The organism is Proteus sp. fly-1067 (assembly GCF_040139345.1).
Taxonomy (GTDB): Bacteria; Pseudomonadota; Gammaproteobacteria; order Enterobacterales; family Enterobacteriaceae; genus Proteus; species Proteus vulgaris_B.
The window spans coordinates 83,022-100,144 of sequence record NZ_JBEEUL010000008.1; the positions used below are offsets into that span (position 1 = coordinate 83,022).

Consider the following 17,123-nt stretch of genomic DNA (forward strand, 5'->3'; position numbering starts at 1 on the left):
TAAGCCCTAAAAGTTATTAGTCTTTTAGGGCTTTATTAACCGCACTAAAGACTTCATCAACCATAATAAGATCCATTGATGCTTGTATTCCCTCATCTGGGTTAGGTTTCTTATTGATAATGGTATGCAAATGAAGATCTTGATAAGGCCCTGTCCATTTAGGGTTTGCTGTCGCAAATAAACTTACTGTTGGGCGTTGTAGTGTGATCGCTAAATGCAGAGGCCCAGTATCTCCTGTGACTAATACATCCATTATTTTTATCTGACTTAGCAAATCAGGTAATGAAGTTTTGCCTACTAGGTTTTCAATATTGTGAAGATATTTTTCTGGCAATAATGCAAAAAAATCCTCGGGCAATTCTAATTCTCGAGGAGATCCTATTAATTTAATTTGTACTGATGGTTTACTATCAATAAGCTTTTGCGCTAATTCAACAAAATATTTTACTGGCCATCGACGCTCTTGCGTTGATGCTCCCATCTGAAAACCAACAATATTCCCTTCATTTTTGGTTAATGGTTTTATTTCACACGGAAGTTCCATTCTTGTATCAGTACTATCGATCCCTAAATAACGAATAAGATTAAGTTTACTCTGAATAACATGGCCTCCTGCTGGATAATGATCAGCAATAATCCATTTTTGAAACCATTTAGGAATAATATCTGATGTATTACGTAGTATATACTGACAACCTGCCATAACAGCAAATAACACATCATAAGGGAGATGAGAATGAAGAATAACCGCTAATTCGGGTTTATATTTTTTTGCCTGTAATGCAATAGGGAGTAGATTTCTAATTTTATTATCCCAATAAACCACACTGTCTATTTGGTCATAGTTTTCAACTAATAATCTATTTTTTTCGCTGGAAACCAATGTGATATGTGCATCAGGATAATGTGCACGAATAGCTCTTATCGCGGGGGTATTAAACATAAAATCCCCCAGCGCTGTCGTAGAAAAAATAAGAATACTATTAAATTGAATATCAGATGAAAATGTATCTGTTTTTTTCATCTTTCCTAAAAGTGGGTTATAAATATTTAGGAAGTTATGTACCCATTTTAATTTCTTTAACTTCATCTTATTTTGCCTGCATCTTACTTTGATAGTACTCAGCCAACGTCATTCCCTGCACTTTGTCTGACAAGAAACTAAATAACGTTTCTAAATCATTATATAGCCCTTCAATTTCCTGTTCAGTACGGAATGTAGGGCTACCACCCGGCATAAATTCAGATGAGTGCAACATAAACTCAATATGAGAGTGGCCTTGAGCTAACGATTTTTCAGCAACATCAATCATCTGTTGGGCATTTCCGCCTTTAGGACGAAGCCAATTTACTGAAGGCGCTCGTTGCTTACCTCTTAACTTATCGTAGCCTTGCTTAACTTTATTCATTAAAGGCGAATGCTTATATTGAATACTCATTGGCACTTCTAGCAATGTTGAATTACCCGACTTGGTAATATCTTCTAGATCCATAAAATAAGCATGGCTTGGAAAATGGGTATAATTTGTTCCACCCACTTGTGCTGGATCGCCTTTTGTAAAACGCCAATCTACTTTAGGCGTGACAGAGCAATCGACTTGATAACCAAATTCAACCAAGAGTTGTGCATAAACCTCATTAAATGCCCAACGCCCCGCGCGATGACTTAACATTTTTGTTTGTAGTTTATCTTCAAGCAAATCAGTCATTAATGCGATTTTATCTCGCATTTGCGCTTTGGGGTATTCAATTAAATAAGGCTGATAGCGTAAATCATCATCAGTTAAAGGTGTTAATGGTGGGCTATTCCAAGCATGTAAGTGCATACCAATTTCACCCGTATTACGGGCAATAACATCACGAGCAAACTCAATATACGCCTCATCCATTACCATTTCATAGTTTGTTAACCAAACAGGTTTAAAATGAAAACGTTCACAAAGTTGCTGAAAACGAGGAAGAAAATGCGTATTTTGCGTGGTGATCTTACCCTCATTTTCCCAAAGATTATCGCCTTCAGTATCTAATGTGATAATAAATGCAGGTTTAGCCATTATATTCTTTACTCTTCATTTCAAAAAAATCCATCATATTTTTTATATATACATCGCCATAAAATGGCTCAATAGATTTTTTCATTTCACAAGGATTAGGTAGATTTAATCTTTCATTGACAACATTATTTAATATTTTCAAGAATGATGATTCATCATCAACTGGGAATAATTGCCCATTACTTCCATTAATAATATCAGAAGGTCCAGTTAAACAATCAGAGCTAATACAGTAAATTCCATAAGATTGAGCCTCAATTAAAACCATAGGAAGTCCTTCATGAGTTGATGTCAATAAACATGCAGTAACTTCTTTAATATGACTTAATACATAATCCCACGCATTACTTTGCCAACCATGAAAAATAACTTTTTTATCAATTTTTAACTTTTTTGCAAGTGAGAGTAAATCTGCTCTGTCTTCTCCATCTCCAACTAGATGTAACTCCCAGTTTCCTTCTAACTTGCTTAATGAACGAAACATAAATTCAAGGTTTTTACTTCCCTTGGATAATAACCGCCCAACATAGAGAAATTTTGTCCTACCTTGAGGACGAGGGATCGTTTTATCCGTTCTATCTACGGGATTGTAAACTACATTAATACGAGATTCAGGTACATTATTACTAAGTAAATATTTTTTATTACCTGAGCTAATCGGTATATGGTATTGCGTATTTAAAGTGTATATCGCTTTATATGCTATCCATAATGATGTATGTATCCAAGAAAACACTGGGATATGTCTCAGTGAGAACTTAGATGCTAAATTAGCGATATAACACCCTATAACATCTGATCCAATAATAACATCTGGTTTTTCTTTTCTTAAAATATTAGCTAATTTACATGAAAATAAAAATCTTCTTACTTTATGATTTCTAATTTTACAACTAATAAATCTTACATTTAAACTTTCATACCAATTTTCATTAATACAAATATCTCGTTCCTTCAAAAGGACAATAGATAATTCTACTTGAGGATAAAATTCTTTTAATAAATTATTTAATTTATTAAAAACAACCTCCATACCTCCTAAACCTTGCAACTCAATACCAACTATAGTTATTTTTTTTATTGACATAAATACTCACCTACAAGAATATCTAATTTAGATTTAATTAGATCTGTTGATATCTCACTGACTTTACTATCTATTTTGTCCTGAGTTATTTGAATTGCTTTTTGATTATTTGGTGACCACAAATAATTATTTGCATATTGGCCATGATAATCATTTCCATACAATGCAAGTGTAGGTTTATCAAAAGCCGTAGCAACATGAACAATAGATGTATCTGGTGTTATTACTAAATCAGCATATTTTATAATTGCTGATGCACTAATAAAGTCTCCAATAGGATTGCTCACAATATTTTCGAATTGAAGATTTTCTAGATCATTCTGTCGTCCAATAAAGATAATATTTACTTCATATTTTTTGAAATATGACATTATAAATAATAGCTGTTCTTTTGATATATCTCTTTTTTCAGATGCAGAAAATGGATTTATTACTACCGTTTTTTTATATGGTAGATCATTAATAAATTTTTTTATCTTATTTTCTATCACACTAGGGATCATAATCTCATATTTAAGTTCATCAAAAGGCACATTAAGAACATTAAGCATTTCCTTGTACCTTTCAATAACATGAGATTGATACTTATCATAATTTATATTTAAATTATATGTTTTAATGTTATTTTTATTAAAGCCGACAACATTTTTAGCATCAATTATTCTTATAAATAATAAATAAGATATTGGGAGTAACTCTCCCATATCAATAATTAAATCGTAACTTTCTTTCCTTAAACTGAGCGCTAATTTTATAATAGAAAAAAATTTTTCTTCATATGTATAATTTTTATTATATAAATCAGAGTACTCAATAACACAAAAATTATTATTTCCAGAAACAATATCTACAGAATACCCATTGTTCTTTAGTTGTCTTAAAATTGATGTTGAAACAACCATGTCACCAATTTTATTATCATCTCTTAAAAAAAGTACTTTAGGATCTTTTTTTAAAGAAAAACTCTTACGATAAATAGAATCAATAAAAAACTTGGCAATAGCAAATTTCACCCGCTTAAAAAAATAATTTTTTTGTCTATTTAATCGCCTAAGCGTACTAAATTTTTTATTTCCCATTATTGGTGCACTCTAGTAACTATAAGTTCAACATACTGATCAATCACTTCATTAATATCAAATTTTTGGTACATCTCAGGTGTGATTTTAGGTGGGGTAAAATAAACCAATCGCATCTTTTCTGCTAACGATGTTACATTTAGATCTGCTTTATAATTAGCAAGCTCACCTTCCATAATCTCACCAATACCACCGGGACAATTGGTACTCACAATCGGTGTATTACAAATCAAAGATTCAACCAACACATTGCCTAAACCTTCGCTATCAGAGCTTAAAACAACCGCTTTTGCATCATTAATAACAGCAAATGGATTTGCTAAAAAACCAATTAAACTTACTTTATTTTCTAAATTAAGCTCTGCTATTTTATTTTTAATTTTAGTTGTCACTTCAGAAGAGCCTTGTCCTGCAATAAATAATTTACAAGGCAAATCCGCTAACGCAAATGCTTCTAATAATCTGTCATGCCGTTTAACTTCATGAAAACGACCAATATGCAGTAAATAATCTTGCCCTTGATAAGAATTACTTTCTAACGCTAAATTTCTAATTTCTTGAATATCAAACGGGTTATAAATCGTTTTTAATTGTTGTGGTGATACTCCCACATTTTCAATCAAATCCTGTCCAGCTGCATTGGAAACCGTAATAATATTTTTCCCTTGATATACTTTTTGGATCTTTTTTTGTTTTAACCAACGAGAAAAACCTGTTTTATTACCTAAATAAGATTGGGAAAATATGCCATGAATGCAATACCATGTATTTTTATCTGCCAGCTCTTTAGATAAAGCGACTATTCTATCTGTCTTATGCAAATTTGAAACAACAAGCGATGGAATACCTTTACGTGCAAATAATGATTTCAACGTATTATCCATCGACTTTGCTCGACGTTTCAGTTCTGTTTGTCGATGAAATAATCCACGGTAACTGTCTGCATCAATCAATAACTCAATATTAGCAGGGATCGAATAATCACACTTTTCGGCTAAAGAGAGTAACGTAACGGTATAACCACGCTGGCTTAAACCATGACAGAGCCTGATAGTGACATTTTCAGCACCACCACCCGGTAATCCATCAATAATAAAAAGGATATGTTCCTTCATAAACTAAGAACCTTTTGGTAAAGCCCAATCAGTTGTTGAGATAAATGCTCTGGCGTATAAGGCAATATCTTGTTTCGGGCAGCTTTAGACATTCTATTATCAAGATTATCGGCAGAAATTGTTTTTATTGCACTTACCATTGCCGAAATATCTAGCGCATCAGTGACAAAACCATTAACACCTTGCTCAATAAATTCAGAGCCACCACAAGTATAACTAGTGATCACAGGTAAACCACATGCCATTGCTTCTAAAACAACATTAGGAAAAGGATCATATAAAGTGGGTAACAATAAACCATCTGCCATTTGATATAAAGGTAAGGTGTCTTTTTGCACACCTAGAAAATGAACGCGATCATGACTTTTTAATTGATGAGCAAATTGCTGATATTTTTTCTGCTCTTTATCTTGTCCAACTACAATCAAATGTGCACTTGTACAACTAATCGCTTCTATGGCCGCTTTTAAGCCTTTGCGCTCAAATCCAGAGCCCACATAAATAAAACATTTTGCTTCAACAGGAATATGGTATTGCTGGCGTAATTGTTCGCGATAAAGCGCAGTCGCAGGGAAAAATCGCTGATTATCAATCGCATTATAAATTACGCTAATGCGCTCACTTTCAATACCAAAATCTTCCATCACTTCACGCTTTACCATTTCTGAATTACAGATAACGCGTTTTAGTTCTGGTGAATGATACATCTCTTTTTCAGCTTTCATTACATAGCGGTGATAACAACTATTAAGCAATAATTGACTACGTAATGGGCTTAAAACGCGTGAACGTTGTAATAACCATCGGTGATGAACACCGTCTCCTGCACGATAAATATCGCATCCTGCAATACGTTCATGACTTTGCACTAAATCGAACTTTTCTTTTTGCCAACATTGTCTTGCTGCTTGAGCAAAACCTTTTTCACGGCTAATTCGTCCCCATTTCATTGGGTTGACAATATGAATATGCCACTGAGGTTGTACTGCACCAATCCATGAACGCGTGATCACATTAAGTTCTACAGCTTGATTATCTAATGCCTCAAGCGCTCGAGAAACAAATCGTTCCGCTCCCCCATCAGGTCGGTATTTTTGACGCACTATAGCCAATCGGAATGAATTCATTTTAGTTGTCCCCTTACGGCATTCAGTACATCTTCGACAGGTATTAAACTGAGATAACGCGTTTGTGTGTTGGTATTGACATCATCAGGATCAGGGAGTTCACCATAATTGCCTGCCCATAACACTTCGCCAATATGTTCCCATGGCGACCAATGAAATAATTTTGATGGCCCAAAGAGCGCAATAAGAGGCGTTTTAAGTGCTGCCGCCATATGCATGGGAACAGAATCAACCCCAATAAATAAACGAGCATGATCAATTAACGTAGCAAGTTGAGGTAAAGAGAGTTGTCCTGATAATGAAACCACACTGTTTGAAGTACACCCTTTAATAATGGTCTCTACCATCTCTTTTTCACGAACATCAGGCCCTGATGTTAAAATAATTTGGTGTCCATCATGCTGTAAGGCATCGATTAATTCAGACCACTTATTTTCATCCCAACATTTAAAAAACCAACGAGATGTCGGTTGGATAACAATATAAGATGTGAATACACCTTGAGATTTTAGCTTATCAATAACGCACTGTTTATCTTGTTCACTGTATGCCATTGATACTTGATTATCTATTTTAGGTAGCTGTAGTGGTTGCAAGAGCGCTAAATTTTGCTCCACAATATGTTGAGTATAAACAGAGTCTAAAGGGATCAAATGAGTAAAGCATTTTTTCCAAAAAGGGCTTTGACGTTTATAAATATCATATCCAACACGAATTTTAGCCCCCGTAAAACGCGTTATTAATGCACTATTCCATTGATCGGCTAAGTTTATAACAACATCATAGTGTCTCTTTCTTAATTCAGTGAACAATTGCCACTCATGACGTAACCTTGCCAGCTTCCCTTCATTTTTCCATGCTTTATCTAGTGCAAAGATATGGTGAATGGAGGAAAAACTCTCAATCATTGGCATGGTTTCTTTATTGATTAAAACATCCACTTCAGCATTTGGAAAGTTAGCTTTTAATGTATTAATAACAGGGGTAATCAATAAAGTATCACCATGATGTCGTAACTTAATAATAAGAACCCGTTGTATTAACTTCATTTTTTCACTCATAACATTCCAAATGTACTTGAATAACTAGCAATGTGATTTGATTATAAAAAAAATTCTATCAAGTTTCCTGAATAAAGCCTGTTAAAATTAATAAAAAAGCATTATACCGTGTTGTTTATCGCCACAACGTTTGTTTTTACACACTTTCTACTACACACTGTGATACTATAAGCGTTCGTCCAGATAAGTGAATTTGATAGCATGTTGTTGCGTTTATATCAGGTACTTCTTTACCTTATTCAACCTCTGATTTGGTTACGTCTTTTATTACGTAGCCGTAAAGCACCCGCCTACCGAAAACGGTGGGGAGAGCGCTATGGCTTTTGCAAAGGCAAAGTCGTGCCTCAAGGGATATTATTGCATTCTGTATCTGTGGGTGAGACTCTCGCCGCAGTGCCGCTTGTTCGCGCCCTTCGCCATCACTATCCTGATTTACCTATAACAGTCACTACCATGACTCCAACAGGTTCAGAACGTGTACGTTCTGCGTTTGGTGATGATGTTTACCATGTCTATCTTCCTTATGATTTACCAGGTTCAGTTAATCGTTTTCTTAAAACGGTCGATCCCAAATTGGTTATCATTATGGAAACAGAATTATGGCCTAACCTAATTTCAAAACTGCATCAACGAAAAATTCCGTTGATTATTGCTAATGCACGTTTATCAGAACGCTCTGCCGCCGGTTATCAAAAATTAGGTAATTTTGTCAAAACGATGCTCCAAAAGATCACCTTAATCGCGGCTCAAAACCAAGAAGATGGCGAGCGTTTTATCGAATTAGGCCTTAAACGCTCACATTTGCATGTAACAGGCAGCCTGAAATTTGATATTTCTGTTACCCCTGAATTAGCAGCCAGAGCTGTTGCTTTACGTCGCCAATGGGCAGCTCACCGCCCTGTTTGGATTGCAACAAGCACGCATGAAGGTGAAGAGACCATTATTTTAGAGACACATAAAAAGCTTCTGACACAATTTCCACAACTTTTGTTAATTTTAGTGCCTCGACATCCTGAACGTTTTCCTAAAGCTGAGCAATTAACCCGCGAAGCAGGATTAAAGTACACATTACGTAGCACTGATGCTGTTCCCGATGCACAAACTCAAGTGGTTATTGGCGATACTATGGGCGAACTGATGTTGCTCTATGGTATTGCTGATTTAGCCTTTGTGGGAGGAAGTTTAGTCGAGCGAGGTGGTCATAACCCGTTAGAAGCAGCCGCTCACGCTATCCCTGTGATTATGGGACCTCATACTTTTAATTTTAAAAATATCTGTGCCAAGCTTGATCAAGCTGAAGGGTTAATCACTGTCACGGACAGTCAATCAATGGCAACAGCGATCGCCTCACTGCTTAATGATGAAGACTATCGTCGTTATTATGGTCGTCATGCGGTTGAAGTACTTCATGAAAATCAAGGGGCATTACTGCGTTTACTCACCTTACTTTCCCCCTATCTTCCTCCCCGGAGTCACTAATGAGCCAGAGTAAGCGCCTTTCTGTGGTGATGATCAGTAAAAATGTCGCTGATGTCATTGGTGAATGCTTAGACTCTGTACAATGGGCGGATGAAATCATTGTGTTAGATTCGGGGAGTCAAGATGATACCTGCCGTATTGCAACAGAAAAAGGGGCAAAAGTCTTTGTAAACAGTGAGTGGCCAGGTTTTGGTAAACAGCGCCAATTAGCACAACAATATGCCACTGGTGATTATATTTTTATGATCGATAGTGACGAACGTGTCACTCCTGAGCTAAAAACCAGTATCCTCGCAATATTGCAACAACCTGAAGAAAATGTGGTTTATCACTGTGCTCGCCGTAATTTATTTATGGGGCGTTTTATGAAGCACAGTGGTTGGTATCCCGATAAAGTGACACGTTTATATGCTCGTGAACGTTATCAATATAACGATAATTTAGTTCATGAATCATTAGAAACCCAAGGTGCAACCGTTAAATCCTTACAAGGTGACCTCTTACATCTTACTTGCCGTGATCTCATGGAATTTCAGCAAAAACAGCTAAAATATGCCACCGAATGGGCAAAAGAACGTCACCAACAAGGTAAAAAAGCCAATTTCAGCTCGATTTTAAGTCATACATTAGGGGCTTTTTTTAAGACGTGGTTGTTAAGAATGGGGTTTTTAGATGGAAAGCAGGGTTTGATATTGGCATTTGTTAACGCACAGTATACCTTTAATAAATACGCCTCTTTATGGGAACTCAGCCAGAAGACTATCAATAATGAAAAATAAAGCTATCTACCCCGGAACATTCGATCCTATCACTTATGGCCATATTGATATTTTAACCCGTGCTGCGGGTATGTTTGATACGGTTTTATTAGCCATTGCTGATAGCGCCCGTAAAAATCCGATGTTTACCCTCGAAGAACGTGTTGATCTAGCCAAACAGGTAACGAGTCATTTACCTAATGTTGAAGTGGTTGGGTTTAGTGAACTAATGGCTAATTTTGCCAAACAACAACAAGCGACTATTTTAATTCGTGGCGTACGTAGCGTTTCTGACTTTGAATATGAATGGCAGCTGGCGAATATGAACCGCCATTTTGCACCTGATCTTGATAGCGTGTTTTTACTACCCTCTCAAAATCTTTCTTTTGTCTCTTCATCTTTAATTAAAGATGTGGCGCGCCATGACGGTGATGTCTCTACGTTTTTACCTGAAGTAGTCACCACCGCCATGCTAAAAAAACTCGGTAAAATTTAACTCTCATTTTCACCATGTTGGCAATGTCGGCAGAAAAAGGTGCTACGTTGCCCTTGCTTAATGCTTTCAATTGTATGTCCACAAATTAAACAAGGTTTATCTTTACGCCCATAAACAAATAGCTCTTGTGCAAAATAACCAGGCTTACCATCTGATTGTAAAAAGTCTTTTAGTGTTGTCCCACCTTGTTCGATAGAGCGTGTTAATACGCGTTTTATCGCAGTCACTAGTACCACACACTCTTCTAACGTTAAACTATTGGCTTTTCTATCTGGCATAATGCCTGATGAAAATAGTGCCTCGTTAGCATAAATATTGCCGACACCCACAACTAATTTATTATCCATTAACCATGGTTTGATGGCTGTTTTTTTATTTTTTGACTGTTGATATAGATATTGTGCATTAAATTCATCAGAAAGGGGTTCAGGCCCTAAATGGGCTAATACTGAGCTGGTTGTTAAATCTTCACACCATAACCATGCACCAAAGCGTCGAGGATCGGTATAACGCAATACTTTGCCATCACGAAAAATCAAATCGATATGATCATGTTTTTCTTCAGGCTGTTCCTCTAATAAAATACGCACACTCCCTGACATCCCCAAATGGATAATAATCCATCCAGTATTCAGCTCTATGAGTAAATATTTAGCTCGCCGCTTAACACTTAAAATAGGCTCATCGAGTAAGGTTTTTATTTTTTCAGAAACGGGCCAACGTAATTTACTATTACGCACAATGGCATAGTGCAACACATTACCTACAAGATGAGGTTCAATGCCTCGGCGACTGGTTTCGACTTCTGGCAATTCAGGCACTGGTGACTCCATAATTATCAGATAAGAGATACAGCGATAACATCATTTTTATTGTATGATCAGCTTTCCTAAAAGCATAAAGGACGATAGCAGATTATTATGATGGTGTTTAAAGATTGTAGTAAAAAATCCCTGTGGAACTTATCCATTATTGGGCTTTACATTATATTGATCTACTTACCAGATATCACTCGTTATAAAAATATTGTGATGGGGTTGATTGGTGCAACAGCACTGTGGTATCTGGTACGTGACTTTAAGACTATCTGTAAGATATTTAAAAATAATCTCGCTTTTTCACTCCTGTTTTTATTGCTCGCGATTGGCTATTCGATTCTAATTTCTGTCGAGCCTAGCATCAGTATAAAAGAGATAAATAAGCCCATACTCAATGGATTATTGCTGTTTGCTGTGACCTTTCCGATTGTATTATATAAAGAAAAGCCTACCGATATAGCTAAAATGATGATGGTTGCTTTTGCGATAGGGTTGCTGGTGATTATGGCTAAAGAATTAGTGCAGTATTATTTGGAGTATCAAAGAGGTATTATTCCTTTTGAGTCTAAAAGTCATAAGTTTCACAGAGAAATATCTTATGCCTTACTCTTTTTTTATCCTATTATTCTTGTCTTTCTAGTATTAAATAAGCACTACTTTATAAAGCAAAGTTTACTATATTCTTGGGGAGTATCCTGTTTATTACTTATGTTAGGTACTTTAGCTAGAAGTGCATGGATATCTCTATTAATCGTTACTTTTTTAATGTTATTGATTAATCGCCAATGGATACTTACAACTATAGGTACTTTTATTAGTATTATCTTACTTTTTGTAATTATACAAATAACACCAGAAACTCCCTTAGATAAACGAAAACCATCTAGGTTACAATATAAATTAACACAGATTGACAGTGGTGACCGTTTCATTAATGGCACATACCATTCAGCAATAAATCTTATTCTAGAAAGCCCTTTTACGGGATATGGCTATGGTAATCAACTTTACCATAATGTTTATAATGAACGAGCTAAAGATCACCCAAATTGGAAATTTAAAAAATCCATTGGCCCCCATAATATCTTTCTCGCTTTTTGGTTTGCTGGCGGTATTTTAGGGTTATTTGGTATTCTCTATTTTTGCTCTTCAGTAATTGCTCAAGGTATCCAACTAATAAGAAAGAACTCAGGAATTATTCGCCAAGCAGCTTTAGTGTTATTGATGTCATTTTTAGGGGTGTATGTACTACGAGGATTATTTGAAAATGCCTATATTAATCAAGTGGGTATTTTGGTGGGATTAATGTTGGCATTGCGTCATGCTTTACTCAATAATCAATCAGTCACGCCATCAGATAAACAACAATAGATTACTTAATTAACTTCTCTATTGTTTTTAGAATAGTCTCTGCCCGCTTATCCCAGTTGTAATAGTTTTCAACCAGAGAGCGGGCATGAGTTGTTTTTTCTTTAGCTCTCTGCGGGTTTTCTCTTAGTTGTATTATCTGTTTTGCAAAACTTTGTGCATCACCACTATCAGCAAAACTCACTGCTTTCTCATCCACAACATCACGAATTGAAGGAAAATCTGAAATGACCACCGGTTTTTCCATAGCCATATATTCAAATAACTTAAGTGGTGAAGTATAACGACTTCCAATGCTCGTTAACGTCAGCGGGAGTACACAGATATCATGCATAGCAATTGCTTCAAAGCGTTTTTTCGGATCAATAAACCCCAAGAAATTCACTTTATCTTTGACATCCATTTCTTGAGCTAATAAGGTTAATCCCCCAATCTGCTCCGGCGTTCCTCCTGCGATATTCAACCGTGCGTTATCAAGGTATTTCATTGCTCGCATCATGGTTGGAATACCTTTCCATTTATGCAAACTTCCCAAATAAAGCACTTCTGTAATGGATTGATTTAATTTAAGAGGTGCTATCTGATTATCTGCCACAGCATGTAAATCCACACCATCAGGAACTACTGTTATTGGCGTAGTAACTTGATACTGCGAAACAATATCATCTCTTAATAATGAAGTAAGAACAAAAACACCCGTAGCTTGGCTATAAACCAACTTTTCCATTTTTAATAGCTTATGATATTTGGCTCGATTCTTTTTTTTCTCAAATGAATGAGACTCTGCAAAAGATTGAGCAAAGATTTCATGGCTTTCAAAAAAGAGAGGAATGTCTGGGTAATTTTCACAGAGATAACAAGCTAGTTTTAAATTACGGGTAAACAACGCATCAACGTTATTTTGCTTTACCCAGCGAGTAATCTGTAATGAGAAAAGTTTTTGTGAATTAAACGGAAAATACCATTTTCGGCGAATATCTCTTAAAGAAACTAAACTCGCATTAGGATGAATAGCACGTCCTAATATATCACTATCTCGATATTGTCCTTTAGGTGTCACTAAAGTGACATGTGCACCCGCTCTGGCAAAAGCATCGACATTTTGCAGTATTTGCAATGAAGCCACACGTAAGTCAGGAACCGGGTAAGGATCAAGATAGGCAATTTTCATAATTATGACGCCAGTGCCCGTAATAAACGTTGCGCAGAGTGTTGCCAAGTATAACGTGATTCAATGCGTAGACGAGCTTGCTCCCCCATGCTTTTACCTCTATCCGGTAATGCACGAAGATGATTAATCGCTATCACAATTTCATCTGCACTACCTGGTGCGACAAGAAGCCCAGCGGTGCCTTCATTACCCACCACTTCAGGAATACCCCCAATATGGCTTGCAATGACAGGTTTTGCACACGCCATCGCTTCTGCAATCGTAATACCGAAGGCTTCATCTCCTGTACTCGGGAAAATACCTGCGTCACTTGATGCATAAAATTCAGGTAATACGTTATGTTCAACAGGTTGATGAAAAATAACTTGCTCTGCAACACCTTTAGAAATTGCTTTCTTTTTTAATCGCTCAAGATCATCACCAGCACCGATAATCAGAAGTTTAACATCTTCACCTTTTAATTGCTCTATGGCATCAATTGCGACACTCAAACCTTTCCAACCTACTAGCCGTCCTGCAAAGGAGAGTAAAAAAGTAGACGCATTGATCCCTAATTGCTCACGCAGTGACGTGGTCATAGGCTTAAACTTTTCAATATCCACACCATTATAAATTACGTTTGGAAACTGCTTAAAATGATGTTGGATTTGCCAAGCATTAAAGTGACTGCACGCAACCCATGCTGAAATCTTTTTACCTAATCTGCGATCGCCTTTAAAAAAACTGGTTCCCCCACTCATATAACAAAAACGCGTTGAGGATGATTTAGGCATCATAGAGGGCCAAAAAAAATCAAAAGGCTTCGTTAAAATTACCCAATCAAAATGTTGGCTAATAACCTCTTTTTTGGCATGTCGCGCAAAAGTATAACGCTCAACAATACGACGAAAGCGCCCACCGAGATCAATCACTTTATCTCTGGGGGTATAAGGATAAGTGTGAACCTGTATTTGGCGTCCTGCCAGATTGTGTCGAATATCGCCATTGCCACCATAAAGATGAACTTCATGTCCAGCATCATGCAATTGCTTAGCCAGTTCCCAAACCGCTGTTTGGATCCCGCCATAAGACATGGTGATTGTGACATCAATTATACCGATCTTCATGGATTACTTTTTCACCTTCATTCCATCAATGATATTACGCACTGCATTCCACACTTCTTCAACTGATATTTCAGCCATATTGTCTTCGCGACGAGCATTTTCCAACGAGGTTGGGTGTTGGATAACCTGACAACAAGAATGTTGTAATGGCGCTAAATAGCACCCTGGGTGATAGCTATGGTATAACGCCACCATTGGGATATCTAAAGCCCCTGCTAAATGTGTAGGCCCTGTATCTACCCCTACATAAAGCGATAAATTTGCCATAATTGCCGCATTTTGTCGCATTGAAACTCGACCGGCTAAGGCTAAACAACGCTCTTCACCTATTCTTTTAGCTAAATCAATGGAGAGTTGTTCACTTTCCTTACTACCTAATAGCAAGAAATACGTACTCGCGTCATGGGTAATTATCTGCTTTGCTAATTGTAGAAAATTTTCCACCGGCCAATCTCTATAGGCTTTAGCCGGAAAACTCTGTAATTGAAAACCAATAATATTCTTATTAATTAATGAATTATCTTTTAAAAATTGTTGTGCAAAGCTCTTTTCTTCATCACTGATAAAGTAACGTAGCTGCCAACAACTCGGATAAATCCCTAACGCATTAATTAATAAGGCACGTTCTTTTTGTGCAACCATCGGCGATTTGGGACGTTCAACCCAAGTCACATCAGTTTGCTGTTGCGACTGATCAGAAAAAGTCACAGTATGGTGAGATTGACGACGGGCATAGCTCACCAACTCACTATCATTGCCATATACTAGTGCTAAATCATAAGGCTTATGAGGTAGCCAGCCAGTCCAAACCGCTCTTTTTTTAGAAAAATGCCTAATACAATCAATATCAGGATTATGCTCAAGAATGCATGCGCTACGTTTATGTGCAAGCACATGAATATGAGCATTAGGCCAACGCTGTTTTAATGCATGGATAACCGGTGTGATAAGTAATGTATCACCGAAACGGGCTATCGCTATAACCAATATATTATTTGGATCCATATGCTTTTTATTTGGCTTAAATGATACATTTACTTCTCAGACTATACACTAAAAAGTATTACAAATATTCATCAATAAGATGAATACACTAAGTTGATAATAGAGACTCTAAGTCATTCAAGGTGTATTTAGTACGAATAAGTACAATCAGCCATACGACAACTTAAAATATGACGAGTAGAGATAATCGTTTCACGACTTTATTATCAACATTAATCATACTGATTTATTTTTATCGTTAATTGCCTGAATAAAGATCCTTTCCATCTTATCTAGCATATTATCCAAGCCAAATCGTGAAACAGCATGTTCAAGCGCAGCTTTTCCCATCTGTTCACGTAATTGTTCTAAGCCCATTAATTTAGCTAAATGGCTTGTCAGTGCCTCTTGTTCTTGGGGCACCAATGTAAAACCCGTTTTACCATCAATAACAGCCTCGCTAATCGCTCCCACCGTTGTAGAAACAATAGGTAAACCACAGGCCATTGCTTGCATAATGCCTTGAGGCACACCTTCATTACCAAAAGAAGGTAATGCAAAGAGATCCATTGCATTTAAACAATCAGGCACATCATTACGATTACCTAAAAAGAAAATACTTTGCGCTAATCCCGCATTTTTGACCATTGGCTCTAAATTTTTACGCTGAGGTCCATCACCGACAAAAATTAATTGCCAATCGGGAAACTGCTGATGTAATGATTTCCATGCTTCGACTAAATATTTATGCCCTTTCCACACACGCATTGTTGCCACTATTCCTAATGTTGGTTTATTAGGGATACCTATTTTCGCTCTAGCATGCTGTTTATCCTGTGGAAAAAAACGTTGTAAATCAATACCGGTAGGTACTGATGTCATTTTTTCTAATGGGAATTTATTGTGCTGATGTAATGTCTGACGTAGCTTTTCGCCTGTTGTCACGATATGCGTGCTAGATGAAAGATAGAGCCAGCGAGTAGGTAGTGAGCGTGAAACATCGGTAGAAACATGACGAGTACGCACAATCGGTGGTGTATGGCTTAATGTGGCACAAGAGGCTGCAACTAACCATGCATCGGTAGAACTATGAGTATTAATCACATCAAATTGGTGATGATGTAATTTCAGCCACTGACGAAGTGCTTTTAATGCAGAGACACGTTTTTTTTCAATCGGTAATGTAAAAACTTCAATACCATAATCAGGCGCAGCTTTAGCAATTTTAGAAGTCGGGCAACACACTAGCGCAACTTGGTGCCCTCTGCGGATCATACCTTGAGATTCCGTCAGTATACGAATTTCCTGACCACCCCACCCACAAGATGATTCTGTATGTAATATTGATAATACTGACTTGCTCATCCGCAATCCATTCAACTGATGATTCAAAAAGAGCCATAGTATAACTAAAGAGCAA

General features: G+C 36.7%; 16 protein-coding genes. 4 read left to right on the top strand and 12 right to left on the bottom strand.

Features of this window, described 5'->3' with window-relative positions:
• Window positions 1-16: 16 nt before the first annotated feature.
• From ABN217_RS12200 to rfaQ, 7 genes are read right to left on the bottom strand one after another with little or no spacing between them, the layout of a single operon-like run.
• A complete protein-coding gene (locus tag ABN217_RS12200; RefSeq protein ID WP_196554631.1) occupies window positions 17-1,090 on the bottom strand; it encodes a glycosyltransferase family 9 protein in 1,074 nt (357 codons plus the stop codon).
• Between the two features lies 1 nt (window position 1,091).
• Window positions 1,092-2,054, bottom strand: a complete 963-nt coding sequence (locus tag ABN217_RS12205) for a polysaccharide deacetylase family protein (protein ID WP_349459466.1) — start codon at window positions 2,052-2,054, stop codon at window positions 1,092-1,094.
• Window positions 2,047-3,141, bottom strand: coding sequence for a glycosyltransferase (locus ABN217_RS12210; RefSeq protein ID WP_349459467.1), 1,095 nt, complete (start codon window positions 3,139-3,141; stop codon window positions 2,047-2,049). Before ABN217_RS12210 ends, ABN217_RS12205 begins: the two co-directional genes overlap by 8 nt.
• Entirely contained in the window at window positions 3,132-4,220 is a 1,089-nt protein-coding gene (locus tag ABN217_RS12215) for a glycosyltransferase family 9 protein (protein ID WP_196554634.1), read from the bottom strand. Before ABN217_RS12215 ends, ABN217_RS12210 begins: the two co-directional genes overlap by 10 nt.
• A complete protein-coding gene (locus tag ABN217_RS12220; protein WP_349459468.1) occupies window positions 4,220-5,335 on the bottom strand; it encodes a glycosyltransferase in 1,116 nt (371 codons plus the stop codon). Before ABN217_RS12220 ends, ABN217_RS12215 begins: the two co-directional genes overlap by 1 nt.
• Window positions 5,332-6,462: a glycosyltransferase family 4 protein gene (locus ABN217_RS12225; RefSeq protein ID WP_196554636.1), complete on the bottom strand. Its 1,131-nt coding sequence runs from the start codon at window positions 6,460-6,462 to the stop codon at window positions 5,332-5,334. The genes ABN217_RS12220 and ABN217_RS12225 overlap by 4 nt, the downstream gene beginning before the upstream one ends.
• On the bottom strand, window positions 6,459-7,523 hold the full coding sequence (gene rfaQ, locus ABN217_RS12230) for a putative lipopolysaccharide heptosyltransferase III (RefSeq protein WP_196554637.1): 1,065 nt from the start codon (window positions 7,521-7,523) through the stop codon (window positions 6,459-6,461). The genes ABN217_RS12225 and rfaQ overlap by 4 nt, the downstream gene beginning before the upstream one ends.
• 201 nt (window positions 7,524-7,724) lie before the next feature.
• Here rfaQ and waaA point away from each other — a divergent pair, with 201 nt between their 5' ends.
• The 3 genes from waaA to coaD are packed head-to-tail and all read left to right on the top strand — an operon-like array spanning window position 7,725 to window position 10,256.
• Window positions 7,725-9,002, top strand: coding sequence for a lipid IV(A) 3-deoxy-D-manno-octulosonic acid transferase (gene waaA, locus ABN217_RS12235; RefSeq protein ID WP_072070455.1), 1,278 nt, complete (start codon window positions 7,725-7,727; stop codon window positions 9,000-9,002).
• Complete coding sequence (locus ABN217_RS12240; protein ID WP_349459469.1) at window positions 9,002-9,781, top strand: glycosyltransferase family 2 protein; 780 nt, start codon at window positions 9,002-9,004, stop codon at window positions 9,779-9,781. Before waaA ends, ABN217_RS12240 begins: the two co-directional genes overlap by 1 nt.
• Window positions 9,771-10,256 carry a pantetheine-phosphate adenylyltransferase gene (gene coaD, locus ABN217_RS12245; protein ID WP_115351308.1) on the top strand — a complete coding sequence of 162 codons (486 nt, stop codon included), beginning with the start codon at window positions 9,771-9,773 and terminating at the stop codon, window positions 10,254-10,256. The genes ABN217_RS12240 and coaD overlap by 11 nt, the downstream gene beginning before the upstream one ends.
• Here coaD and mutM read toward each other — a convergent pair.
• The gene (gene mutM / locus ABN217_RS12250; RefSeq protein WP_164525812.1) at window positions 10,253-11,077 is read right to left on the bottom strand and encodes a bifunctional DNA-formamidopyrimidine glycosylase/DNA-(apurinic or apyrimidinic site) lyase; all 825 of its coding nucleotides are present in this window, start codon (window positions 11,075-11,077) and stop codon (window positions 10,253-10,255) included. The two genes, coaD and mutM, sit on opposite strands and share 4 nt — an antisense overlap.
• A 99-nt stretch (window positions 11,078-11,176) precedes the next feature.
• Between mutM and rfaL the strand changes: the two genes are divergently transcribed.
• Window positions 11,177-12,445 (top strand): O-antigen ligase RfaL, encoded by a 1,269-nt coding sequence (rfaL, locus tag ABN217_RS12255; RefSeq protein WP_349459470.1) that lies wholly within the window; start codon window positions 11,177-11,179, stop codon window positions 12,443-12,445.
• 1 nt (window position 12,446) lies between these two features.
• On the opposite strand, the gene ABN217_RS12260 is transcribed toward rfaL, so the two are convergent.
• The 4 genes from ABN217_RS12260 to ABN217_RS12275 all read right to left on the bottom strand — a co-directional run bounded on the left by ABN217_RS12260 (window position 12,447) and on the right by ABN217_RS12275 (window position 17,068).
• Window positions 12,447-13,616, bottom strand: a complete 1,170-nt coding sequence (locus tag ABN217_RS12260; protein WP_349459486.1) for a glycosyltransferase family 4 protein — start codon at window positions 13,614-13,616, stop codon at window positions 12,447-12,449.
• Window positions 13,616-14,719, bottom strand: a complete 1,104-nt coding sequence (locus ABN217_RS12265; RefSeq protein WP_349439586.1) for a glycosyltransferase family 4 protein — start codon at window positions 14,717-14,719, stop codon at window positions 13,616-13,618. The genes ABN217_RS12260 and ABN217_RS12265 overlap by 1 nt, the downstream gene beginning before the upstream one ends.
• Before the next feature lie 3 nt (window positions 14,720-14,722).
• The gene (locus ABN217_RS12270; RefSeq protein WP_197269709.1) at window positions 14,723-15,724 is read right to left on the bottom strand and encodes a glycosyltransferase family 9 protein; all 1,002 of its coding nucleotides are present in this window, start codon (window positions 15,722-15,724) and stop codon (window positions 14,723-14,725) included.
• A gap of 216 nt (window positions 15,725-15,940) precedes the next feature.
• Complete coding sequence (locus ABN217_RS12275) at window positions 15,941-17,068, bottom strand: glycosyltransferase family 4 protein (RefSeq protein ID WP_349439585.1); 1,128 nt, start codon at window positions 17,066-17,068, stop codon at window positions 15,941-15,943.
• Window positions 17,069-17,123: the final 55 nt, after the last annotated feature.